Annotated in this window: 29 protein-coding genes, 1 tRNA gene and 1 pseudogene; 16 read left to right on the plus strand and 15 right to left on the minus strand. The window is 65.6% G+C overall.

Annotated elements, in window-relative coordinates:
- Positions 1 to 21: 21 nt before the first annotated feature.
- From DMP03_RS06730 to DMP03_RS06740, 3 genes are read right to left on the minus strand one after another with little or no spacing between them, the layout of a single operon-like run.
- Complete coding sequence (locus tag DMP03_RS06730; protein WP_152119932.1) at positions 22 to 1,302, minus strand: tRNA (N(6)-L-threonylcarbamoyladenosine(37)-C(2))-methylthiotransferase; 1,281 nt, start codon at positions 1,300 to 1,302, stop codon at positions 22 to 24.
- Positions 1,303 to 1,352: 50 nt separating this feature from the next.
- Positions 1,353 to 1,988, minus strand: a complete 636-nt coding sequence (gene deoC, locus DMP03_RS06735; RefSeq protein WP_152119933.1) for a deoxyribose-phosphate aldolase — start codon at positions 1,986 to 1,988, stop codon at positions 1,353 to 1,355.
- Between the two features lie 42 nt (positions 1,989 to 2,030).
- Positions 2,031 to 2,417, minus strand: coding sequence for a hypothetical protein (locus tag DMP03_RS06740; protein ID WP_152119934.1), 387 nt, complete (start codon positions 2,415 to 2,417; stop codon positions 2,031 to 2,033).
- An 85-nt stretch (positions 2,418 to 2,502) separates the two neighbouring features.
- On the opposite strand from DMP03_RS06740, the gene DMP03_RS06745 reads away from it, so the two are divergent.
- From DMP03_RS06745 to DMP03_RS06755, 3 genes are read left to right on the plus strand one after another with little or no spacing between them, the layout of a single operon-like run.
- On the plus strand, positions 2,503 to 3,318 hold the full coding sequence (locus DMP03_RS06745; protein ID WP_152119935.1) for a DUF63 family protein: 816 nt from the start codon (positions 2,503 to 2,505) through the stop codon (positions 3,316 to 3,318).
- Between the two features lie 52 nt (positions 3,319 to 3,370).
- Positions 3,371 to 4,231 carry a carbohydrate kinase family protein gene (locus DMP03_RS06750; protein ID WP_152119936.1) on the plus strand — a complete coding sequence of 287 codons (861 nt, stop codon included), beginning with the start codon at positions 3,371 to 3,373 and terminating at the stop codon, positions 4,229 to 4,231.
- 57 nt (positions 4,232 to 4,288) lie between these two features.
- A complete protein-coding gene (locus DMP03_RS06755; RefSeq protein ID WP_152119937.1) occupies positions 4,289 to 4,801 on the plus strand; it encodes a hypothetical protein in 513 nt (170 codons plus the stop codon).
- Here the strand turns inward: DMP03_RS06755 and DMP03_RS06760 are convergent.
- Entirely contained in the window at positions 4,794 to 5,078 is a 285-nt protein-coding gene (locus DMP03_RS06760; RefSeq protein WP_152119938.1) for a transcriptional regulator, read from the minus strand. The genes DMP03_RS06755 and DMP03_RS06760 overlap by 8 nt on opposite strands.
- Positions 5,079 to 5,169: 91 nt before the next feature.
- On the opposite strand from DMP03_RS06760, the gene DMP03_RS06765 reads away from it, so the two are divergent.
- Complete coding sequence (locus DMP03_RS06765; protein WP_152119939.1) at positions 5,170 to 5,454, plus strand: DUF5789 family protein; 285 nt, start codon at positions 5,170 to 5,172, stop codon at positions 5,452 to 5,454.
- Between the two features lie 42 nt (positions 5,455 to 5,496).
- Positions 5,497 to 5,943 (plus strand): DUF302 domain-containing protein, encoded by a 447-nt coding sequence (locus tag DMP03_RS06770; protein WP_152119940.1) that lies wholly within the window; start codon positions 5,497 to 5,499, stop codon positions 5,941 to 5,943.
- On the opposite strand, the gene DMP03_RS14765 is transcribed toward DMP03_RS06770, so the two are convergent.
- Together DMP03_RS14765 and nreA are read right to left on the minus strand one after the other, a co-directional pair.
- Positions 5,940 to 6,074 carry a hypothetical protein gene (locus DMP03_RS14765; protein WP_263969971.1) on the minus strand — a complete coding sequence of 45 codons (135 nt, stop codon included), beginning with the start codon at positions 6,072 to 6,074 and terminating at the stop codon, positions 5,940 to 5,942. The genes DMP03_RS06770 and DMP03_RS14765 overlap by 4 nt on opposite strands.
- Positions 6,075 to 6,111: 37 nt before the next feature.
- Positions 6,112 to 7,377 carry a DNA repair protein NreA gene (gene nreA / locus DMP03_RS06775; RefSeq protein WP_152119941.1) on the minus strand — a complete coding sequence of 422 codons (1,266 nt, stop codon included), beginning with the start codon at positions 7,375 to 7,377 and terminating at the stop codon, positions 6,112 to 6,114.
- A 785-nt stretch (positions 7,378 to 8,162) separates the two neighbouring features.
- On the opposite strand from nreA, the gene DMP03_RS06780 reads away from it, so the two are divergent.
- Positions 8,163 to 9,191 (plus strand): phosphoribosylaminoimidazolesuccinocarboxamide synthase, encoded by a 1,029-nt coding sequence (locus DMP03_RS06780; protein WP_152119942.1) that lies wholly within the window; start codon positions 8,163 to 8,165, stop codon positions 9,189 to 9,191.
- On the opposite strand, the gene DMP03_RS06785 is transcribed toward DMP03_RS06780, so the two are convergent.
- Positions 9,188 to 10,126, minus strand: coding sequence for a formyltetrahydrofolate deformylase (locus tag DMP03_RS06785; protein ID WP_152119943.1), 939 nt, complete (start codon positions 10,124 to 10,126; stop codon positions 9,188 to 9,190). The genes DMP03_RS06780 and DMP03_RS06785 overlap by 4 nt on opposite strands.
- A gap of 120 nt (positions 10,127 to 10,246) precedes the next feature.
- Here DMP03_RS06785 and purS point away from each other — a divergent pair, with 120 nt between their 5' ends.
- A complete protein-coding gene (purS, locus tag DMP03_RS06790; protein WP_075938127.1) occupies positions 10,247 to 10,501 on the plus strand; it encodes a phosphoribosylformylglycinamidine synthase subunit PurS in 255 nt (84 codons plus the stop codon).
- A gap of 52 nt (positions 10,502 to 10,553) precedes the next feature.
- Positions 10,554 to 11,243 (plus strand): phosphoribosylformylglycinamidine synthase I, encoded by a 690-nt coding sequence (gene purQ / locus DMP03_RS06795; protein WP_152119944.1) that lies wholly within the window; start codon positions 10,554 to 10,556, stop codon positions 11,241 to 11,243.
- A 15-nt stretch (positions 11,244 to 11,258) separates the two neighbouring features.
- Here purQ and DMP03_RS06800 read toward each other — a convergent pair whose 3' ends face one another.
- A complete protein-coding gene (locus DMP03_RS06800; RefSeq protein WP_152119945.1) occupies positions 11,259 to 11,798 on the minus strand; it encodes a putative phosphothreonine lyase domain-containing protein in 540 nt (179 codons plus the stop codon).
- A gap of 1,036 nt (positions 11,799 to 12,834) precedes the next feature.
- Here DMP03_RS06800 and DMP03_RS06805 point away from each other — a divergent pair.
- Together DMP03_RS06805 and DMP03_RS06810 are read left to right on the plus strand one after the other, a co-directional pair.
- Positions 12,835 to 14,025 (plus strand): redox-regulated ATPase YchF, encoded by a 1,191-nt coding sequence (locus DMP03_RS06805; RefSeq protein WP_152119946.1) that lies wholly within the window; start codon positions 12,835 to 12,837, stop codon positions 14,023 to 14,025.
- 41 nt (positions 14,026 to 14,066) lie between these two features.
- Positions 14,067 to 14,258 (plus strand): hypothetical protein, encoded by a 192-nt coding sequence (locus DMP03_RS06810; RefSeq protein WP_152119947.1) that lies wholly within the window; start codon positions 14,067 to 14,069, stop codon positions 14,256 to 14,258.
- Here the strand turns inward: DMP03_RS06810 and DMP03_RS06815 are convergent, their stop codons facing one another.
- From DMP03_RS06815 to DMP03_RS14585, 5 genes and pseudogenes are all read right to left on the minus strand, one after another.
- Positions 14,259 to 14,756, minus strand: a complete 498-nt coding sequence (locus tag DMP03_RS06815; RefSeq protein ID WP_152119948.1) for a DUF5813 family protein — start codon at positions 14,754 to 14,756, stop codon at positions 14,259 to 14,261.
- 191 nt (positions 14,757 to 14,947) lie between these two features.
- A tRNA-Leu gene (locus DMP03_RS06820) sits at positions 14,948 to 15,032 on the minus strand.
- 152 nt (positions 15,033 to 15,184) lie between these two features.
- Entirely contained in the window at positions 15,185 to 15,526 is a 342-nt protein-coding gene (locus DMP03_RS06825; protein WP_152119949.1) for a ferredoxin, read from the minus strand.
- 23 nt (positions 15,527 to 15,549) lie between these two features.
- Positions 15,550 to 15,702 (minus strand): hypothetical protein, encoded by a 153-nt coding sequence (locus DMP03_RS14910; RefSeq protein ID WP_394349302.1) that lies wholly within the window; start codon positions 15,700 to 15,702, stop codon positions 15,550 to 15,552.
- 35 nt (positions 15,703 to 15,737) lie between these two features.
- A pseudogene (locus DMP03_RS14585) lies at positions 15,738 to 16,549 on the minus strand (potassium transporter TrkA); the annotation flags it as partial.
- A gap of 71 nt (positions 16,550 to 16,620) precedes the next feature.
- Between DMP03_RS14585 and DMP03_RS06835 the strand changes: the two are divergent.
- Positions 16,621 to 17,847, plus strand: coding sequence for an NAD-binding protein (locus DMP03_RS06835; RefSeq protein WP_152119950.1), 1,227 nt, complete (start codon positions 16,621 to 16,623; stop codon positions 17,845 to 17,847).
- Positions 17,840 to 18,184 carry a hypothetical protein gene (locus DMP03_RS06840; protein ID WP_152119951.1) on the plus strand — a complete coding sequence of 115 codons (345 nt, stop codon included), beginning with the start codon at positions 17,840 to 17,842 and terminating at the stop codon, positions 18,182 to 18,184. The genes DMP03_RS06835 and DMP03_RS06840 overlap by 8 nt, the downstream gene beginning before the upstream one ends.
- Here the strand turns inward: DMP03_RS06840 and phoU are convergent.
- Positions 18,174 to 18,854: a phosphate signaling complex protein PhoU gene (gene phoU / locus DMP03_RS06845; RefSeq protein WP_152119952.1), complete on the minus strand. Its 681-nt coding sequence runs from the start codon at positions 18,852 to 18,854 to the stop codon at positions 18,174 to 18,176. The two genes, DMP03_RS06840 and phoU, sit on opposite strands and share 11 nt — an antisense overlap.
- A gap of 269 nt (positions 18,855 to 19,123) precedes the next feature.
- Between phoU and DMP03_RS06850 the strand changes: the two genes are divergently transcribed.
- Positions 19,124 to 20,119, plus strand: coding sequence for a phosphate uptake regulator PhoU (locus DMP03_RS06850; RefSeq protein ID WP_152119953.1), 996 nt, complete (start codon positions 19,124 to 19,126; stop codon positions 20,117 to 20,119).
- A 30-nt stretch (positions 20,120 to 20,149) separates the two neighbouring features.
- Here DMP03_RS06850 and DMP03_RS06855 read toward each other — a convergent pair whose 3' ends face one another.
- A complete protein-coding gene (locus DMP03_RS06855; RefSeq protein ID WP_152119954.1) occupies positions 20,150 to 20,524 on the minus strand; it encodes a 30S ribosomal protein S8e in 375 nt (124 codons plus the stop codon).
- Between the two features lie 89 nt (positions 20,525 to 20,613).
- Here DMP03_RS06855 and DMP03_RS06860 point away from each other — a divergent pair, with 89 nt between their 5' ends.
- From DMP03_RS06860 to DMP03_RS06870, 3 genes are all read left to right on the plus strand, one after another.
- Positions 20,614 to 21,054, plus strand: coding sequence for a DUF2240 family protein (locus tag DMP03_RS06860; RefSeq protein WP_152119955.1), 441 nt, complete (start codon positions 20,614 to 20,616; stop codon positions 21,052 to 21,054).
- Positions 21,054 to 21,422: a hypothetical protein gene (locus DMP03_RS06865; protein WP_152119956.1), complete on the plus strand. Its 369-nt coding sequence runs from the start codon at positions 21,054 to 21,056 to the stop codon at positions 21,420 to 21,422. The genes DMP03_RS06860 and DMP03_RS06865 overlap by 1 nt, the downstream gene beginning before the upstream one ends.
- A 413-nt stretch (positions 21,423 to 21,835) precedes the next feature.
- On the plus strand, positions 21,836 to 22,411 hold the full coding sequence (locus DMP03_RS06870; RefSeq protein ID WP_152119957.1) for a mechanosensitive ion channel family protein: 576 nt from the start codon (positions 21,836 to 21,838) through the stop codon (positions 22,409 to 22,411).
- The last annotated feature ends 46 nt before the right edge of the window (positions 22,412 to 22,457 follow it).

Below are 22,457 nucleotides of genomic sequence, written 5' to 3' on the forward strand. Positions count from 1 at the left end.
GCCCGGTGACAAAAATCAACCTCAGTCAGCTACTGCGAGGTCCTCGTCGGATTCGGAGGTCGCCACGGGGGTGGCGAACGCGTAGACGGACTGTGCGCCCGTCACCTCGACGGTGAGGAAGTCGCCGGGTTCGACGCCGTGGTCGCTCGCGTGCTGGACGATGAGCTGTCGGTAGGCCCCGTCGCGACACTTCACCGAGTCGCCGGTCCCCTCCTCGACGACGAGCACCTCGTGGCGCTCGCCCACCATCGACTGGTACGCCTCCCCGACCACGTCCATCTTCAGTTCGGACATCGCCTTCGAGCGGTCCTTCTTCGTCTGCCCTCCCAACCCCTTCATCTCGGCGGCGTCGGTTCCCGGCCGCTTCGAGAACCGCGTGACGTTGATCTTCTCCGGACGCACCTCGTCCAGTAGCTCCATCGACTGCTCGTGGTCGGCGTCCGTCTCGGTCGGGAAGCCGACGATGAAATCCGTCGACAGGGTCCAATGCGCCAGTCGGTCGTCGAACGTCTCCACGACCTCGCGGAACTTCTCGACGCGGTGCTGGCGGCGCATCTCTTCGAGCACGTCGTCGGACCCGGACTGGACAGGGAGGTGGATGAAGTTGTACAGCTTCTCGTTGTCGGCGAACACCTCGGCCAGTTCCTCGTGGATGCCGTGAACCCCGCCGGGGTTCGCCATCCCGAGTCGGACGCGGAAGTCGCCCTCGATGGCACAGATGCGGTCGAGCAGCTCCGGAAGTTTGCGTTCCCCCTCGTCCCAGCCGTAGACGCCCGTGTCCTGGCCGGTGACGCGAATCTCGCTCGCGCCGGCGTGGACCAGCGCGCGCGCCTTCTCGACGTTTTCGGCGACGGGCGGTGAGTCGATGCGTCCGGTCGCGAACTTCGTGATGCAGTACGAGCAGTTCGACATGCAGCCACGGGCAATCGGGAGAATCCCGATTTCGCCGTCGAGAATCGGCTCGGCGTCGGGGGTCGTCGTCGGACACTCCCCGTTGGTGACGGCCGTCGGCACCTCCTCCCAGTGGAGCACCTGTGCGTCGATGTCGGCGAACTCGCCCCCCTGTGCCAGCGCCATGCAGCCGGTGACGATGAGGTCCGCCACCTCGGATTCGAGTTCTTCGGCCCGGCGGAGCATGTTGCGCTCGGTCTTCTCGACGACGGTACAGGTGTTCAGGATGGCCACGTCAGCTTCCTCAAGGTCGGCGCGGTGGTGGCCCGCGTCGCGGAGCCGCCGCTCGATTTCGCGGCTCTCGCCGCGGTTCGAGGTACAGCCGTACGTCTCGATGTGATAGCGGGCCATTCGTACGCGTACAAACGGACGCGCGAGCAAAAACGCGACGCTTCGGTGACTCAGTCCTCGTACCCGTTGACGATCGCGACGCCCGAGGACGCGCCGAGACGCTCCGCGCCGGCGTCGAGCATCGCCAGCGCGTCCTCGTAGCTCCCGATGCCGCCGGAGGCCTTCACGGGGAGATACTCGGACAGCAGCTCCACGTCCGCGACGGTCGCGCCGCCGTCGGCGAAGCCGGTCGACGTTTTGACCATCTCAGCGCCGGCGTCACGAGCCGCCTCGCAGGCGCGGTGTTTCTCCGCCTCGCTCAGGAGCGCCGTCTCGATGATGACTTTCACCGGGATGGGGACGGTCGCGACGACGGCCTCCAGTTCCGCCTGGACGGCTTCGTCGTCGCCGGCGCGGAGTCTGCCGACGTTGATGACGATGTCGAGTTCGTCCGCGCCGGCCTCCCACGCGAGCTCGGCCTCGCGCTCTTTCGCCGCGGGCGCGTGCTGGCCGTGCGGGAAGCCGATGACCGTCGCGAGGGTCACCTCCGGGGCGTACTCGCTCGCCTCGGCGACGTAACACGGCGGGATGCACGCGTTCATCCCGTACTCTGCGGCCTCGTCGAGGACGGTCTCCACGTCGGCGAGCGTAGTCTCCGGGCCGAGGATGGTGTGGTCGATGCTGGCGGCGAGTGCCTCGCGGTTCATATTCGACACTCGAAAGCCGTGATAGAAAACGTCCCGGTCGCGCTACAGCAGGGTCACGATGCCGTAGACGAGGGTCGTCGTGACCGCGCCCCCGGCGATGCCGAGCACGGTGAACTTCAGCCCGGCCGCGCGGTCGGTCCGTCGCGCGTCGGGGTCGGCCACCTGCCTGCGCTCGTCGTCGAAGGCGTACTCGCCCGAGAGCGCGAGGCTCGCACAGAAGGCTTGGCGGGCCTGCAGCGCCATCTCGAAGCCGATAGCGAGTGGAACGAAGAGGCCGACGAGCAGCAGCGTCGGGAGCGAACTCACGAGCACGACGACCAGATACACTATGGCGACAGCAACGGCGACCGCTGCATAGCGCCGTCGCCGCCGTCGCTCGCTTCCGCCGATGTTACAGACGCCGGCTTCGTACTGCGAACTCCCTGACACAACTGTCGTTCTTGCTCGACGCTGATAACGGCCAGACCAGCGGCAAGTCCACAACGCTTTCACTCGCGGGGGTGACCCCACGAGTATGTCACCGCTGTTGCCCGCCGGCACGGCGCTCCCGCCGCTGCCGTATCTACTCGCCGTCCTCGTCGGTCTCGGAGCCGTCGGGCTCGGTCTCCGCCGGCGGCGGCCCACGGTTACGCCGGCAGTCGCCGGCGGGTTCGCACCCTGGATGGCGACCGGCGCGGCCGGCTACGCGCTGTACCAGGCCGAGGCCGTCCCCGACGCTGTCGCCCCGCTGTTCGGCAATCCGACCGTGTACGCGACGACGTTCGTGGTCGCCGGCGTGCTCTGGCTCGCCGTCGCCGACCGCCCCGCAGATGCGTGGTCGCTCACCGGCGTTCCGGGTGTGCTCGCGCTCGCCGGCAGCGTCTGTTTCGCGGTTCTCGTCGGTGTGGGGATTCGACACGCCCTCGCCACGGGGACCGTGACGCCCGCCGGCCCGGTGCGCGCGCTGGCGCTGTCGGTCGTGGTCACGGGTAGCGTCTGGCTCACCGTTCGCTCACGCGTCGGTGTTACTGGTCTCCCGGGCGTGCTCGCGCTGTTCGGCCACGTCCTCGACGGTCTCTCGACTGCACAGGGCATCGCGCTCGGCTTCGGCGAACAGACGCCGCTGTCGGCCGCGCTCATCGAGGCCGGCCACGGACTCCCGCCCGCAGCGGTGTTCGGCGAGGCGTGGCTGTTCGTCCTCGTGAAAGCCGTCGTCGCGACGCTCGTCCTGTTTGCCTTCCGGGGCTACGTCCGCGATGAACCGGGCGAGGGGTCGCTGTTCCTCGGTCTGGTGGCCGCCGTCGGCTTCGGACCCGGCGTCCACAATCTCGTCTTGTTCACCATCGCGTGAGCCGTCGGCCGGAACCGCGAGATTTTCACCGCGACCGGCGTGAGAGGGAGACATGTCTCGGGTCTGTTGTGTCGGCCACGTCAACTGGGACGTGACGCTCCGACTCGACGCGCTCCCCGACCCCGACGCCGAGGCGGTCGTCCGCGAGACGAGCCAGACTGGCGGCGGCTCCGCGGCCAACGTCGCCGTCGGTCTCGCCGGGCTCGACTGTGCGGTCACGCTCGTCGGGAGCGTCGGCGACGACGAACACGGGCTGCTCGCGCGCCGCGACCTCGACCGCGCCGGCGTCGACCTCTCCCGACTCCGCACCGTCGACGGCGAGACGACGACGAAGTACCTGCTCGTCGACGACACTGGGGAGGTGTCGGTGCTCGCGACGCCGGGCGTGAACGAGGCGCTCGGCCCCCACGACATCGACCCGGAGCCGATTCGCGCCGCCGACCACGTCCACGTGACGGCTCACCGACCCGACACCGTCGCCCGCGTGGCCGACATCGCGACCGACGCCGGAGTCCCGCTCTCTATCGACCCCGGGCGACGCGTTGAGTCCCGCGAGTACGGTCCCGTGCTTGAGGCCGCGGACCTGCTGTTCGTCAACGACCGCGAGGCCGATTGTCTCGACGCGCCCACCCCACCAGTGGTCGTCAGGAAGTGCGGAACCGACGGCGCGGTCGTGGAGACGCCCGAGTCGCGGTACGTCCACGACGGCTACCGCCCGCCGGCGGTCGATACCACGGGTGCGGGCGACGCCTTCGCGGCCGGCTACATCGCGAGTCGACTCCGCGACCGAGACCACCCCGAAGCGCTCGCGACGGCCAACGCGGCCGGCGCGCTCGCCACCGAATCGAAGGGGCCGAAGACGGACCTCGGGTGGGAGCGACTCGACGCGATTCAGACGGGCGAACGCGAGTGAGCGAATACGACGGAGAGAACGCGAGTGATTTTGTCGCTGGAGCGCACGTCTCTACCCGTGTTCACCTTCGACGTGTTCCTGCACAGTCCGGCGTTGACGACCTCGACGGTGTACGTGCTCGGGGCGGTCGCCGGCCTGCTCGCCGCAATCGTCTCGAACGTGCCGATGCACCGGCTCCCGGAGGGGTCGACCCCGCCGTTCGTCGCGGCCGGGGTCCTCACCGGGAGCGACCCCGAGGGAGTCGATCCGACGCTCGCCTCCGGGCTTCACTACGCGGCCGGCATCCTCGCGGGCGTGTTCTACACCGCCGTCGAGTACGGTATCGAGGGCCTCACGCCGCCGCCGGAGCTGTACGTCGGCGGGACACAGCTCCCGCTGTTGACGCATCTGCTCGCGCTGTTGGTGACGTTCGTCTTCCTCGTCGGTTTCTTCTCGTACGTCGTCCTGCCGCGATTCGACTCGCTGTCGGGCAGCTACCGTCAGATTCGCCGCGATTGGCTCGTCACGGCCACGACCTACGTGCTCGGACTGGGGGTCTTCGTCCCCGGATTCCTCCGGCTGCTCATCTGATAGTGAAGGCGGGTTCGGTGAGTGACTCGCTTTTGCACTCGGGACACCGCGACGGGCGATTGATCAGGTCGTTGAAGTCGTCGAAGCCGCAGTCGTTGCAGGTAGGGGGTGCAGCGAGCAGTTCCTCGTCCGTGCCGTCGAGGGACTTGGCGATGTGGTCGACGTGTGACAGCGCCGCATTCGTCGTAATCTCGAACTCGTTTGCGAGCGTGCCGGCCTCGGCCGACTGCTCGCGCAGGTGGTCGGCAATCCGCTCGCGGGTCGTTCGCTCGGCCATACGCGTGATACCGCCGGCCGGCGAATACGTCTTCTGCTCGCCGTCTCCGCCGGTCCGCAACGATTAACCGCCGGCCACCGGAACCGATGGTATGGCTGACGACGACGAGGAACCCGAGGAACCGGCTGTCGAACTTGGCGAGGGGCCGGACGTGGCCGGCGTCCCGCTCGCACAGGTCACCTCGCGACTCCACTTCGGTATCGAGGTGAGCGAAATCGTGCGCCGCGAGGGCGACACCGAGATTCGCACCCCCGACGGTCCCCGCGAACTCGGCGAGCTACTCGACGCGAGCGACGAGACCTACTTCCCGACCCGACAGGAGTTCGAGCAGGCGGTCCGTGCCGTCGCCGGGACCGGCCCGGTCGCGACCGAGTAACGCGACGCGTACGCTTTTGTCTCCGCGCCCGAACCCGTAGCTATGCTTCCGTTCGACCCCGCGACACTGGACCCCGAAGACATCGGCGAGCACCGCGCAGTCTTGGAGATGGACCACGACGAAGCCATCGAACACGTCCGTGGGGTGTTCACCGACGCCGGCTTCGGCGTGCCAGTCGAGTTTTCCCCGTCGGAGATGCTCAACGAGAAGGTCGACGCCGACCGCGACCCCTACTACGTGCTCGGGGCCTGCAATCCGACGATGGCCGACCGTGCGCTCGACGCCTCGGACAAGAAGCTGGGCGCGCTGTTCCCGTGTAACGTCGTCGTGTGGGAGGAGTCCCCCGGCCGGCAGGTCGTCTATCACGTCTCCATCATGAAGATTGCGCGCCTCTCGGGGGTCGCACCCGACGACGACGCGATGGCCGATATCGTCGCCGACACGGGCGAACTGGTGAGCGAGGCGTGGGCGAACCTCGACGCGGCTTAATGCTGCTCGTCAGGCTCGGACTCGAACGCTTCCAGCATCCGCCACGCCGCGACGGAGATAATCAGTAGCGGAAGCCCGAGCACGACGACGACGACATCGAGCGTGCTAAACGCCTGTGGCGGCGCGAGCATACTGACGGCTTGACGCATAGACGGATTTATCGCTTGTTCATCGACTGAAATCCGCGAGACTCGCCTGGACGCCCGCCACGAGCTCCGAGTTGCGCCGCAGCGTGTCGATGTCGACGGGCCACCGCGGCGTGAGTTCACGCACCGCGTCGTGGAGCGTCTCCGCCTCGCCGGCTTCGCCCTCTTCGAAGGCGTTTCTGACCGTCTCGCGCACCTGCCAGACGCCCGCCGGGCCCCAGTAGTCGGGGGTGACGTGGCGGACGACGAGCACCTTCGCCTGTCGGCCGCGGTCGGCGAGGTTCTCTAACGCGCCGAGCTTGGCGGCGTAGTAGGCTCCCGCCGTCTCGTTCGCATAGCTCGTCCGGCCCTCGAACCCCTCGTAGTCGCTGGTGACGTTGTAGCCGCGGCCCGCCGGGTTCCAGACGGAGCCGGGCGCTTTCAGCTCCACGAGTTCGAACTCGAAGTCGCCGGGCGCGAGAATCACCCAGAAGCGATTGCCCAGATACTCGTTGTACCACACCTCCGTCGCGTCGACGCTCGGCCGGTTGTGAATCTGCCCGCGCAGGAAGTTACAGATGGTGTCGTCGACGGCCGTAATCGACCAGCGCGTCGGTACGAGCTTCCGACTTTGCGTCTCGCCGAGCGCTCCCGCCGCGAGCACGTTCTCGATTTGGTACACGTCGAGACCACGGTTGTACAGGTAGGTCATCGCGCCCTCGGCCTTCCAGTCGTCGTCAGAGAGGGTGTACTCGACGGGCTTTGGAACGTGTGGATTCTCCGCGAGGTCGACGTACTCGGCCGTCGCGCGCGGCCCCGTCGGCGTCGAGATGTCGTCGACGGAGAGGTCCATGTCGACCTCGGGACGGCCGTCGAGTCCGAGTTCCACGTCGACGGGTCGGTCAGCGATGGCGACCTCTCGTTGGACGCCGGTGAAGCCGTCCCACTCGTCGGCGACGTGGACGTTCGTCCGTTTCGCGGAGTTGAGGAGATTCGTCCGCGACTGGAACACGTCGTCGATGGTGTAGCCCCGGCGATACCAGTGTGGCCCGGTCTCGAACTCGGCGGCGCGGTCGGGTTCGCTGACCGGCGCGAGCACGCCCGCTGACACGTCTGGATACGAGGCGCTCCCGACGAAGATGCCCGGTGCCGTCGACCCGAACAGGGCGTCGTCTTGGAGGGTTTCGTCGATCGACTGCTCGACGTCTTCGAGATACTCGGTTATCTCGTAGGATTTCTCCTTCGCGAGCTGGCGACGCCGCGCCTCCTCGTCCTCGCCGAGCCCGTCGATGTAGTCGTCGAGCTGCATTCGTCCGGTTGTTCTCTTTTCTCGGTCTTGAAGTGTTCGCCTGGTTCTGGACTAGCTTTCGATTGTTATGTTGCCCCTTCTGATTGCTCTGCTGGGGAGTGTCTGAAACTCTCAGATGTATGTCTCTCTGACTACTCTGTTACTTCCAACTTGAAAGCCCCGGACGTGTCGCTTGGTGACCGCAACTACGTTGGTGAGTACGGCTTGAAAGCCCCGGGCGTGTCGCGGTCGCTCCGTGACATATCGGTCGCTCACTGCGTTCGCTCCCGATTGTGGTCACGGAACCGACCACGCACGCGCGACACGCCCGCCCCTTTCAGTCCCCCCGAACCGCCCACACGCCTCCCCAGCCGACTCGTTCGTTTCACTCACTCGTCCCTCGCGACGACGGGCGCGCACGAGGCGCGCCGGCTCACGCCACCGCACCGCGTCGCTCGATTGAGCAACCGAGGCGGTGGCCTACCGCACCGCGCCTCTGGCGCGTGTGCGGTGTGGGGAAAGGTTGGTGCGGTGCGATTGCGGGGCTGTTGGGTGGGAATGAAAGGGGCCGTGCCGGTACGGGACGCCCGGCGACGCAAGCACTGGAGCGAGCGCAGTGAGCGAAGCGCGCAGCGAGACGCGCGACCGTAGCGGCGCGGGGGCTTTCGAGGTTGTATCGAAGCAGTAGACGACCCGAGCGAACACTTCCGAGACGATGTCGAAGACGCCGAGGAACTGTTCGAAACACAATCACCACCAAACAAACGAGAGGAAACGACTATACAACGCCGCCAGAACGGAGAGGTATGACGAGCGTCAAGGAGTTCCGGGTCGCGGAGGAGGCGACTTCGGCACGACTGGGCCGAGGCGCGTTCGTGTTCACCGACGACTACTCCGTCTTCGATTGGGGGAAGATGCCCGACGAGGTTCCACAGAAGGGCCGGAGCCTCTGTGCGATGGGGGCCGCGAACTTCGAGGCGCTCGAAGCCGAGGGCATCTCGACGCATTACCGTGGCGTCGTCACCGACGACGGCGACGAGCCGATTCCGCTCGCCGACGCCGAGGAACCGCCACGCGAGATGGCGATCGACCTGACGCAGGTACCCGACCTCCCGCACGAGGGCCGCGAGTACGACTACGACGCGTTCCACGCCGACGCCGGCCGGAACTACCTGATTCCGCTCGAAATCGTCTTCCGGAACACGGTGCCGGTCGGGTCGTCGCTCCGGTCGCGGAGCGAGCCACGCGAGCACGGACTCGACGTGGACTCGTGGCCCGACGAGTCGGTCGACCTCTCCGAAGCCGTCATCGAATTCTCGACCAAGTACGAGGAGTCAGACCGATATCTCACTCGTGAGGAAGCCGACGACATCGCAGGGGAAGCCGACATCGATGCCCTCGAAACCATTGCGCGCGAGGTGAACGACCTCGTGACGGGGAACGCCGCCCGCGCGGGACTCGTCCACGAGGACGGCAAAATCGAGTGCTGTTACTCCGACAGCGAGATTCTGGTGGCCGACGTGGTCGGAACGTTCGACGAGAATCGCTTCTCGTACGACGGCCAACAGCTCTCGAAGGAGGTCATCAGACAGTACCACAAGCGCGAGCAGGCGGCGTGGGTCGAGGCGGTGAGCGAGGCGAAGGAGCGCGCGAAGAAACAGGACGTAGCTGACTGGCGGGAACTGTGCGAGCACGAACCCGAGCCGCTTCCCGAGACCGTACTGGAGACGGCAAGCGAGATGTACCGTGCGGGCGCGAACGCGTATCTCGGCCGCGAGCTGTTCGACGCGCCACCGCTCTCAGAGGCGGTCGAGGCGGTACGCGACCTGGGTTAGAGCGGCTCGCCGTCGACCGGGACCGAGGGATTCCAGTCGCGCACCTTCTCGGGTAAGCCGAGCTGGTAGTCTCCGGTCTCGATACCGTCACGAAGCTCCACGCGACCCTGGTGGACGTAGACTGCGTCGTCCAGATGGAGCCGAACCGCTTCGAGAAGCGCTGAGGCTTCGAGCGGTTGCCCCCGTCGTTCGAGTTCGTCGACGGTGGCGTCGGCGGGCACGTCGAAGGCGCGCTGGGCGATGATGGGACCTTGATCGAGGTCGGTCGTGACGTAGTGGGCGGTGACGCCGCCGACGCGAACGCCCTCCTGTCGAGCCTGCTGGTAGGCACGCGCGCCGGGGAAGGAGGGGAGCAGGCTCGGGTGGATGTTGATGATGCGGTCCTCGTACCGGAAGACGACCTCCGGACCGATGATGCGCATGTATCGTGCGAGCACGATGAGGTCGGCGTCGTACTCTTCCAGGAGAGTGAGCAGTTCGTCCTCGTCGGGAGTTCCCTTCTCGTCGCCGATATCGTGAAACGGCACGTCGTAGTCGGCGGCGAGTCCGTCGAGTTCGCTGTGGTTCGAGATGAGGACGGAAATATCGGCGTCGAGAGTCCCTTCCTCGTGGGCCGCAAACAGGGCCTCGGGGGCGTGGGTCTCCTTCGTTGCGAGAACGGCGATGGTCTGTGTGTCGCGGTCGTCGGGGAACCGGATTCGGACTTCGTGACCGATTTCCTCGCCCAGCTCGTCGAGCGCCTCGCGAAGCTCCGCCTGCGAGCAGGTCATCTCGCTCGTGTCGACGTGGAGAGTCATCCGGAACAGCCCCTCGCGGACGGCCTGGTCGAGGTCCTCGATGTTGATAGCGCGGTCGTACAGGAGGGTGGTGACGCGGGCGATGATACCCGTCGTGTCCTCGCCGATGACGGTTATCTGGGTGTACTCGCGGGTCATACCGGCCAACGTTCACCGGCGGGCAAAAGCCGCGCGCTCCGTGCAAGCATCGCTGTGCATCCCTGTGTACAGGCCACCGAACCCGGAACCGTTTTCATCCACGGATACGCACCCTCGCGTATGACAGCCTACACCGCGACGGTGACGGTCCGGCTCAAACACGGGGTGCTCGACCCCGAGGCCGACCAGACGCGCAAGGCGCTCGAACGGCTCGGCTTCGACCTCGACGGGCTTCGCAGTGCCGACCGCTTCGACATCGACCTCGACGCCGACGACGCGAGAAGCGCCCGCGAGCGCGCCGACGAGATGGCCGAACGCCTCCTCGCGAACCCCACCATCCACGACTACGACGTGGACGTGGTCGAGGCGGAATGACGGTCTCGATCTCTGTGACGGAGCCGGCCGCCCGCTACACGAGGTGGCGGCCGTGACCGTCTCTATCGTCCGCTTTGGCGGCTCGAACTGCGACCGCGACGCCGCGCTCGCACTCGGCTCGCTCGACATCGACGCCGAAATCGTCTGGCACGAGGACGGTCTGCCGGAGGCGACCGACGGCATCGTTATCCCCGGCGGATTCTCTTACGGCGATTATCTCCGTGCCGGCGCGATGGCCGCTCGCTCGCCCATCATGGACGAGGTGCGCGCCCTCGCTGAGGATGGTGTTCCCGTGCTCGGCGTGTGCAACGGCGCGCAAATCGGCTCCGAGTCCGGCCTGACACCCGGGGCGTTCACGACCAACCGGTCGGCGCGCTTCCAGTGTGAACACGTCCACCTGCGCGTCGAGAACGCCGACACGCCCTTTACCAGCGCCTTCACCGAGGGCGAGGTCATCTCGCTTCCCATCGCGCACGGCGAGGGGCGGTTCGAAATCGAGCCGCGAAAACTGGACGCCATTCGCAGCGACGACCGCGTGTTGTTCCGCTACTGTGAGGCCGACGGCACCGTCACCGACGTGGCGAATCCAAACGGCTCGACGGACAACGTCGCGGGCGTACTCGGCGAGCGCGAGACGGTCGCCGTGTTGATGCCCCATCCCGAGCGCGCCACGCTCGACGATATCGGCGCGTCGAACGGTGCCGGGACGGACGGTGCCGGCGTCCTGCGGGCTTTCGAGTAATCGACGCTCGCGGGCTTACTCGACGTAGCGGGCTGGCTTCTCTAGTCCGAACTCCTCGACGCTGTCGGCGACGATTCCCTTCGCCGTGTAGATGTCCGGCTTGTAGTAACACGGCTCCGTGACGCCGTGGTGCTCGCGGAGGTGCTCGCGCACCCGGTGTACGTCGTCGGTGTCGACGTAGTTCGGCGTGTACACCGTGAGCACGTACTCGTCGTACATCTCCAGCGCACCGAAGCCGAATCCCGTCATCGCCTTCACCGCCCAGAGGGTCTGGGATTCGACGCTCGCGACGACATCGGGCCACAGCGCGTCGATGCGGTCGGCCGACCCCATCACCTGCCACTTGCCGATGAACTTCTGTTCGTCGAGGGCGCCCCGGTCGATTCGCGCGACGGGCTCTTCGTCCGTCGGCGGGAGGTCGGCTTTCGTCGTCTCCTCGGGACGGAGTACGTCGTGGTCGTCGAAGCACGCGTCCGTTCCAGTGGCCGCGTCGGTGACCGCACTCGCCCGGAGCCAGTACGTCTCGTCTGTCATGATTGTGCTCGGTGACTGCATGGTTTCTGCTGGAGCGTTGACGGTAAGGGTGCTCGCCAAGCGTGGTGAAAGTGGTCTGGATTTGCCTGCATTCATGTGGTCTTCGCTGACCGCGTTCTCGTTACTTCCAGCCTGACAGCCCCGGACGTGTCGCTTGGTGACTGCTCTAATTCTGGCTGATTCGCTGATTTCGCTGTTACTTCTGGGTTGAAAGCCCCGGACGTGTCGCGGTCTTGCCGGTGGTTGCACCGCCGGCTGCTTGGGAGAGCGTCGCTCTCCCGCTGTCCCCGTAATATATCGGGGGCGAGCGTAGCGACCGACCGATAGTAGTCACGGAACCGACCAAACACGTGCGACACGCCCGTCTCTGCAAGACGCTGCGCGTCGTGCTGACCCTGAAGTCTGCCATGGCAGACTTCAGGACCCCTTTCGGTCCGCCCGATAGCACCGCCCACACGCCTCCCCAGCCGATTCGCTCCCTCCGGTCGCTCATCCACTGTCAGAGCACGCGCTGACAAGCCGTCGCTCGGTGCCCTCGCGACGACCTCGCGCTGACTCGCGCGCCGATGCGCGCTCGGACCACGCCACTGCACCGACTGAATAGGCAACCGTGGCGGTGGCCTACCGCACCGCGCCCGCGGCGCGTGTGCGGTCCGGGGGAGGGTTGGGGGAGCGGCCGGAGGCCGCGGGCCAGCGAGCGGGAGCGAAGCGACACGCGAGCGCGCGGTGCGGCCGGGGGGAGTGAAAAGGGCCGTGCCGGTACGGGACGCCCGCCGACGCAAGCACTGGAGCGAGCGCAGCGAGGGGAGCAACCGTAGCGGCGCGGGGGCTTTCGAGGTACTGTCGAGAGAGTCGGAAGCTCAAGCGGGGGATTTCAAGATAGTATCCAAAGGGTAGACGACTTAAGCGAGGACGTTCGGGTGGTGTCGAAGCAGATACACCGAGCAAGACGTACGGATTCATCTCTCACATCTCCCTAAACACCAGTCCATGACAACACATACCACTGGACGGCGCGGCAACAACATTGAAATACGCGAATCGCCGGAGACAGATAGTGAGCTACACCATCGGTCTCGTGGGGAAGCCGTCGGTCGGCAAATCCACGTTCTTCAACGCGGCGACGATGAACGACGTGCCAGAGGGCGCGTACCCGTTCACGACAATCGACCCGTCCGTGGGCGAGGCGTACGTGCGCGTTGACTGCGCGGCCCCCGAGTTCGACACCGAATGTACCCCGAGCGTCGGCTACTGTGATGAGGGAACGCGATTCGTCCCCGTCCGACTGCTCGACGTGGCCGGACTCGTCCCCGGCGCACACGAAGGGAAGGGGCTGGGCAATCAGTTCCTCACCGACCTGAACGAGGCCGACGCGCTTGTCCACGTCGTCGACTTCTCGGGGACGACCGACGCCGAGGGCGAACGCACGGAGGGCCACGACCCCCGCGAGGATATCGACTTCCTCGAGGACGAACTCGACCAGTGGTATCTGGAGATTCTCGGCAAGGGCCTCGACAAGTACGCCGACGCCTACGACAAGGAAAACACCGACGTAGAGGTCGTGCTCGCGGAACAGATGTCGGCGTTCCGCACCAACAAAGACGAGATCAAGAAGCTCATACTTCGGTGTGACCTCTCGCTCGAACCCGAGGCGTGGGACGACGAGGACACGTTCGAACTGGCCCGCGAGATTCGCAAGGAGACGAAGCCCATCCTCATCGCGGCCAACAAGATGGACACGCCGGAGGCACAGGCAAACTGGGCGGAGGTCACGACGGACGACGACTACGACCACCTCACCTTTGTCCCGACGAGCGCACACGCCGAGAAGGCACTCAAGAACGCCGCGGAGGGCGGCGTCGTCGACTACACGCCCGGCGACGCCGAGTTCGATATCGTCGGCGACATCTCCGACGAGCAGGAACAGGGGCTGGAGGCGATTGCCGACTTCACGAGCGAGTACGACGGCACCGGCGTCCAGGGTGCAATCGAGCGCGCGCTGTTCGACGTGCTCGGCGTCATGCCCGTCTTCCCGGGGAGCGCCAACGGGAAGGCCGACGAGGAGGGTGAGTTCCGCGACTGCTTCCTCCTTCCCCGCGGGTCGACCACCTCCGATTTCGCCTACCACATCCACTCCGACATCGGCGACGGGCTGCTCCACGGCATTGACTGCCGGACCGAGCGACAGGTCGGCGGCGACCACGTCCTCGACGAGCGCGACGTCATCGAACTGATCACGACGGCCTGATTCGGCAGACAGTTCAAGCGGATCCGGACCGTACTGGTGGTATGAGCGATGACGAGCTGCCGCTTCGAGAGACAGACCGAGCGATACCACCACAGTCGCCGGCAATCGCGCGACAGCTCGCAGCCACCGATCGCGAGTTGTGTCACTGTCTCAACTGTGGCCGACAGCTCGTCGCGATCAGACACGGCGATAGCTGTCTGTTTTGCGGGTCGAAGGCGGTCGTTATCGAGTAGCTACAGCGGGGTACCGGTGCCGTCGCCCTGACTCGCCGACGCGAGCAGTGAGTCGACTGGGTCGGTGTAGTCGAAGCCGGGGACGACACCCTCCATGTAGGTGCCTTCGACGTACTCGGCGAGCGCCTTCGCAACCGCGGGCGCGCGGTCGGCGTTTCCCCACGTGAATTCGAAGACGACGACCGCGTCGCCGAGCTCCTCGTGGACGTCGAGTCGGTCCAGCTCCAGATTATCGCGGATGGCATCGGGAGCATCCTCCATCCGGAGCGCGAGGGTGTCGAACCAGCCGGCCTCGAGATCCGGGCCGACCTCGCCGTCTACGACCGACGACAGCATCGGCGCGCGGACGACGACGGTGTACTCGTGTGCCCAGTTGTCGGTTTCGCTCGCCTTGACGCGGCTCTCGAAGGTGATAGTCGTCAGTTCGTACTCGTCGCCGTCGCGGTCGTAGGCATCGTGTGCGTCGAACGCGCGCTCGGCACTCTCGGGAATCGTCATCACGAGCGATTGGCGAGACAGGAACAAAAGTCGCACGTTGCCGTACTCCAGTGCATACGCCGAGCGAAGCGAGGCGTTTCACCGCGCCGACCGGCGGGAGGCGCGGCTACGGTTTTTATTGCAGGTTTTTGCCGCGAGCGGCTCCCACAGCGCGCCGAAGGCGCGCGAGGAAGCCCGAGTCGGCAAAAAAGTGCGGGGAGAGGGATTCGAACCCACGAACTCCTACGAGAGCGGATCTTAAGTCCGCCGCCTTTGGCCAGACTCAGCCATCCCCGCCTACCACTCTGTCGTCGCGCGCGTCGAAAAGCCGTTACGGTCGCCATTTAATACCGAAGACGTACCAGTCCCGTCGATGTAACGACGTAGCCCCGGGCCGCCACGGCGGGAGCGTGACCCACGGTCCGGGACAGCGGGGGGTCGCCTGTTCGCTACCAGTCGACGGAGAGCGTGCCGTCTCCCTCTGGGTCAGGGGCGATCTCCTTGTTCGTTCGGCGATCGATGACGTGGATGACGCCGCGGTCCTTCTTTGCCGGACACACCTCCGCGGCGCGGACGTTGTGGTCGAGGTCCTCCTCGCCGAAGAAGTAGGTGTTCGGCTTTGCAATCCCGGTGGAAAGCTCCATCTCCCAGTTGGTCGAGACCTCGGCACATTTCCCCGCGGCGATACACTTGTTGGCCTCGAAGACGAGTTTGTACGGTGCCTCGTCGACGGGCGGAGCGTCTGTCTCGCCGATTTCGCTCGGGTCAATCGTCTGGGCGTCGTCTGCCATACGGGTACGTGGAGCCGACGGGATTAGTCGGTGTCGGCTCCGGTGGCTGCGGCCTCAACCCGCCGGACCGCGTCGGGCTTGGCGATGATGTACAGTGTCTCTCCGGCCGCGAGCGTCCGCGTATCGGGGACGAGCGGCTCGGTCCCAGCCTGGCTGTGGACCGCGACGACCGTCACGTCGAGGGAACCGACCGCCTGACCGACGAGCGGCGACTCGGCCGCCAACGTGACCGTGGTGACCCTTCGGGGTCGCTCTTCCTGCCAGATCGTGCGCTGACGAGCGTCCCCTCGATGGCCGCCTCGCTCGTGTGGAGCGTGACGATATCACCCCGCGCCAGCCGGTCGGGACGAGCGCGTCGACGGAGACGGCTCGCTTGCCGGCGGGAATCCGTTTCGAGAGCGCTGACACGGGCGGCGCGGCGGCGACAGTCGCCTTCCCCTGCGCATCGATGGTGACCGCCGCGTCCGCGAGGTCGAACTCCGTTCGGAGTCGCTCTCTGAACCGCGCTTCCAACTCCTCCAGCCCGAGATCGGCGGGAAGCTTCCACGTCTCCGTCTTGATGCTGGCGCGGATATCGTCGGAAAGCGGCGGGTACGCTTCCATGTCGGCGATATCGCCGACAATTTCGAGCGCTACCTGTCCGCGCCCGCCGACGAACTCGACCACGTCGTTTGAGAGCGTCTGGGCCCGAAGCGCGGAGAGCGTAAATCGCCGCGGGAACGTTGCCCCCAGCGCGTCGCCCTTGGCGTGGGCGTACAGCGACAACATCAGAATGACGAGAATCGGGGTGATGATGACCGGACCCGTCGCTGACTGCGTGATGGTCTGGTCGGTGAGCGCGAGCAGTCCGCCGTTGACGCCAGCGAGCGCGAGCGACAATACGACGACACCGAAGCCGGGGATGCTCACGCCGGTGATGTACTTGAATCCGAAACCGAGACTAAACGCGACCAGCGTCGGCAACAGTCCGGTGAGGATACCGAGATAGACGCCTTGGAGTATCTCGGCGGGAAGCGCAGCCATACCCGCCACTCACGCGCGACCCAAATACAGCTATCGGACGGTTTATCCCGATTCCCGCGGTTCCAGCGGGTATGAGCGAGGGAGACGCATCGACGACACGACCGAAGCGGCTGGCACGCGTCCTCGGTGCCCAGGCTGCGCTGTGGCTCCCCGCACTCGTCGCCGTCCTCTCCGTCGTCACCGGCATCGTCAACATCGGTTCGATGAACGTCTCCGGACCGCTCGCACCGTACGTCTCGCCGACGGTCGAACAGACGGTCGGGTTCACCGGCGTGCTCACCGGCTTCCTGATGATGGCAGCCGCGTACGGGCTCCGAAACCAACTGCGTGTGGCGTGGATTCTCACGGTCATCCTGCTGCCCGTCACCGCTGTTCAGGGGCTGGCGCAGGCGAGTCAGTACTCCTATCCACTGGTCGTGGTTTCGCTCGTCTCCATTCCGACGGTGCTCGCGAATCATCGGCTGTTCGACCGGGAGTTCGACCTCTCGACGGCACAGCTCGCGTCGCTGCTCGCCGTCGTCGGCACGCAGGCGTACGGCACCATCGGCTCGTACGTGCTCCGCGAGGAGTTCACCGGCATCCAGTCGGTCACCGACGCCTTCTACTTCACGCTGGTCACTTCCTCAACGGTCGGCTACGGTGACGCCATCCCCGCTACCGCCTCCCCCGAAGCGCGGCTGTTCACGATGTCCGTCATCGTCCTCGGCGTCGCTAGCTTCGGTGTCGCACTCACCACCCTCGTCGGGCCGGCGATCGAGGCCCGCTTCACGAACGCACTCGGAATCATGAACGACTCTACACTCGACATCCTCGACAACCACATCATCGTGGTCGGGGTCTCAGACCTCACCGAACCGGTTATCGAAGAACTCGCCGCTGCCGCGACGCCCCCGCAGTTCGTCGTTATCACGCGCTCGTCCGAACGGGCACAGGAGTTTCGGGCCAAGGACATCGAAGTGGTCGTCGCCGACCCCTCCGACGAGGAGCCGCTCTCCCGGGTCGGTGTCGAGCGTGCCCGCGCGCTGGTGGCCGCCACCGACGACGACGCACAGGACGCGCTCGCGATACTCACAGCCCGCGAACTCAGCCCCGAACTGAACATCGTGGCGGCCGCCACCGAACGCGAGAACGCAAAGAAGCTCCGGCGAGCCGGTGCCGATACGGTCATCTCGCCGGCTGTCATCGGCGGGCATCTCCTCGTCCAAAGCGCGATGGAGACGGGCGACATGGAGTCGCTCGCCGCACAGATAATGGATGTGCCGGACGAAGACCAAATCGAGGTGGACGAAGATGGATAAACTCACCATCGGCGACCGGACCTTCGACCCCGACGATATCACCGACGCGCACATCTCCCACGGTCGCCGTGACTTCCGTCCGCTCGTCGCCGGAATGAGTCTCATCCTCCTCGCCGTGCTCGTCCCGACAGTCGGCGTCGCCGCTGGTGTCGACTTCTGGACGATAGCACCGGTCGGCGCCGGGCTGTTCGTGCTGTCGCCGGCCGCGTTCTATCTGTGGCTCCGGTCCTCGAAGGAAGTGCTCGTCGTCGTTGCCGACGACGAACTGTACCGGTTTGCCGTCGAGAACGTCGGCCAACACCGCGTGAACGAACTCACCGAGGAGTTCAGTAAATAAGCTCGTCGTCGGACTCGACCATGTAGAGAGTCCGACCCGCGATGTTGACGGCGTGGTCACCGACGCGTTCAAGATCGCGCACGGTGAGCAGGAACCGCGACACGTCGGCCATCAGCGCCTCGATCTCGGCATCGTCGCTGTCGGCTTCGATCTCCGTCTCGATGAGGTCGCGCACGACGACCGTGGAGGCGCGCTCACACAACTCGTCGATCTCGTCGTCGCGCTCTGCGACCTCGAACGTGCGGTCTGCGTCCTCGTCGTCGTACGCACCCATCGCGTCTTCCACCATCTCGATGACGGCATCGCCGATTGCCTGGATATCCACGTCCGGATAGCGGTCCTGCTCTGCGTCGAGGGTGTACTCCCCCAGATTTGTCGCGAGGTCACCGATGCGTTCGAGGTCGGTGATGATCTTGAACGATGCCGCGATGAATCGCAGGTCGCCGGCCACCGGCTGCTGGAGACTCAACAGGTCGATACAGTCGCTCTCTAAGTCGAGATACAGCTGATTGATCTCGCCGTCTCCTTCGATGACCTCCCACGCCAGCTCATCGTCCTTCTCTTCGAGCGCCGATAGCCCCGTGCGAAGTCGCTCGAGCACGAGCTCGCTCATGTACAGTACGTCCTCTTGAAGCTCGCCGAGCTTCGCCTGATACCCCTCTCGTGCCATATTCGTACGACTGCAGCGGAAGGAAAATACCTTTGGGTATGTCAATATATATGTTAGTATCTTGCGGCGGCTGCTGGTCTCAGGCGACCACGACGTCACGCCGCCACGCCGCAAACACGCGGACTCTACGTGAATCTGCACCGATGTGGATAAAAAGCGTTGCTCTGTGCTCTTGATATTTGACTATTCTACCGGGTATCTGTGAGTACTGCTAACTTTGACTATATAGTACGCACACGACTTATGGTTGTGCCCCGTGGACTCGTGGTATGGAGACACGGAAGGTGCAGGTGACGGGCGGATCGACGTACACGGTGAGTCTTCCCAAGGAGTGGGCGACGACCAACGGCATCAGTGGCGGGAGTGTCGTCGAGTTCCATCCCGAAGAGGGGTCGCTGTTGCTCACCCCTCGCAACGAGGAGGAACGCACCGAGGGAACCCTCGACATCACCGGGCTGACCGACGACCAACTGACGCGCGCGGTGATGATGATGTACGTGAGCGGCTTCGACGTCATCACCCTCGAAACGCCGCGTATCACCGCCGACCAGCGCCGGACGATCCGCCGGGCCGCACAGGGGCTGGTCGGGCTGGAGGTCATCGGTGAGACGAGCGAACACGTCCAGCTTCGGGACCTGTTGGACTCCTCGGAGCTGTCGATTCACAACGCCGTCACCCGGATGCGGCTCGTCGCGACGACGATGCTCTCTGACGCGGTCGACGCGCTCGTCGAGGACGACGCCGACCTCGCGACCGACGTGACACAGCGCGACGACGACGTGAACCGACTCTACTACATGGTGTCGCGCGTCTTCCGGTCGGTGCTGCGTGACCCGTCTGCGGCCGCCGAAATCGGCTTCGACCGCGAGACGACCTTCGATTACCACTCGTGTGCCCGCCAGCTCGAACGCGTGGCCGACCACGCCTCGAAGATCGCCGCCAACGCACAGACGCTCGACGCCCCGCCCGAAGACGTGGCGAGCGAACTCCAACAGCTCCACGAGGCCGCCGACACCGTCATCGAGCAGGCGATGGACGCCATGCTCGCCGACGACTCCGAGGAGGCGACCCGCATCGCGACCGAGGCCCACGAGGCCGTCACCGCCGTCGACGACCACGTCCGCGAGGCGGACACGCTCCTCCTCGATTTGGAGCCGCAGCAGGCGCAGCTGCTCGGACTCGTCGTTGACTCGCTGTCGCGGGCGGGCGACTACGGTGGCAACATCGCCGAGTCCGCACTCCAGAAGGCCGCGCCGAAGCCGTAGCTCACCGGCGCAAAAACAGGAGAACCGGAGTTACTCGACGAGAACGGCGTTGACCTGTCCGTCCTGTCCCGGGCGGGATGTGACGCGGGCGTCGCCCTCCGGCGTCTCGATGACGGCACCCTTCGTGATGATGTTCCGTCGGACGTAGTTCGGGTCGGCGTCGTTCTCGGCGACGTTCTCGATGGTGGTCGAGACGGTCTCGCCGTCGCCGGTCGCGACGGTCGCGGTGTCGCTCTCGATGGCACGGACCTTGGTGTTGCCGCCGCGCGTCTCGACGACCTTCAGCTTCTTGTCGCCGACGGTCGTCTCCGTCGGGGAGTTGCCGAGTTCGTGTTTTCGCTTCTTGTGGGTCGTGCGTCGCCGTCCGCCGGTTCGCTTCGTCGTGGAACGTCCGTGGCTCTTCATACCCGAATCTCGCCACTCGCAGACTTGAATCGTTCGACTCACACTCCGACAGCGACGGGAATAAAACGGCTCGCCATCTCTGGGCGGACATGAGCCTCCGTATCGCCGTCGCCGCCCCGTTCCTCGCGGCCGGTTCACGGTCGATGCCAGAGAGCAGTTTCGTCGTCGACTTGTCGCTTGACCGCGACTGGTTCTCGCCGGACCAGGCCAAGCGACTCGTCGATGTCGCCACCGGCGAGGGACTCCTCTCTCGCGAGGACGGCGAGCTACGCCCGACGTTCGACCCCGAGACCGTCGCCGTCCCCGACGGCTTCCACCCCGACGAGTCCATCCTCCAACAGCGGTCCGTCTTCGAGACCGTCCTCGACCGGTGTCTCGACCACGGCATCGAAAAACAGACCGCCGTCGCCGGCATCAACAAGCTCCAGGCGAATCTCGCGGTCACCATCGAGGCCGCGGCGGTCCTCTTTGCCCACAAGCGGGGTATCGACGTGCGGTCGGAGGCCGAGACCGCACTGGAGGAACTCTGATGGTCGAAGACCGCACCACGGACGGCACCCGCATCGCCGAACTGCTCTCCTCGGAGATTCACGGTCGGGAATCGGGGGCGCTCGGTTCGCTTTCCGTTACGGACGCCGACCGCGAGGTCGACCCGCGCGAGGACAGCGCGTACGTGTTCACGGTCTCGCGGGACGACGGGTCGGTCGCGACGGTCCACGTCCACCCGGACCGTATCCACCTCGAAGTCGCCACGACACCCGACCGCGTGGCCGAACTGGCCGGTGACCTCGGTCTGCGTGCCCGGCCGAAGGCCGTCGACCCGCCCCAGACGCTCGTCTTCATCGAGGACGGCGCAGAAGTCAAACGCGCGACCGACCTGCTCGCCGCGCTCGCGTAACGCCAACGGATTTACGCAAGTACGAGGAGAAAGCCCCGTGGTTTAGCGCGGGGATGAATCCGACACCTCTCCCACAAACCACGTCCGACGTGCTGAACGGATGTGTTAAGCAAGTAGTCACCGTACTACCAGTCAACCGAGGCGGCCGGCCCGCCCTGCTAATCGGACAGTATCGGGATTCTCCGATTCCACGCAAAAGCATCCCGTTCTGTTGTGGATTTCGGGATGCAGGCAGTAAACGTATCTCTAAATCCCATGCCGTCATAGGAGTACCGGCTGGTTGGCACAGCCAGTAGTTGTCTTTTGAGGCGACTACAAACCGTAAACATCCCAACCCAGCGGTGCGGTGCCGTGGGAATCCTCGTGCTTCAGCGCGGGGAGGATGTCAAGCGTGGTTCCTGTACGGATACGGTATGCTGTCACAAGCTACGCCCGAGTCGGCTGCCGACTCCGCCACGCGGACGGCCTTCGTCGAGTTTCTCGACGGACTGGTCGGCGCGATTCCTCACATCCTCTCGGGTCTCGTCTTCCTCGTCGGCTCGTATCTCGTTATCAAACCCGCGTTGACCGTCACCCGATTCGTCCTCAGTCGGCTGTTGCCCGCCGAGCAGAAACTCATCGTTGACCTCTCGGTCGCGGTCGTCGGCCTGTTTCTGTGGTTCGGGGCCGCACTCGCCCTGCTCAAAATCGTCGGCTTGGGCGATATCGCGGCCAGTCTCGGCACCGCGGCGGGGTTCATCGGCTTGGGGGTCGCCTTCGCGCTCAAGGAGATGATCGCCGACACGGTCGCGGGCGTGTATCTGCTTCGTGACTCGGATTTCAACCACGGCGATGCCGTCACCACCGCCTCCGTCACCGGCACCATCGTCGATATCGACCTGCGGAAGACGCGGATTCGGGCCGACAACGGCGACCTCGTCGTCGTCGCGAACCGCGACGTGGAAAAGAAGTGGACGAACCAGACCGCCTCGACGAAGCCGGCCGAGTGAGCCGCCACGCAACGCAACGTTGTAGTAGTCGCCTCGCGCGCTCTCG

The sequence above is a fragment of the Halosegnis rubeus genome, from assembly GCF_009184545.1.
GTDB classification, from domain to species: Archaea; Halobacteriota; Halobacteria; order Halobacteriales; family Haloarculaceae; genus Halosegnis; species Halosegnis rubeus.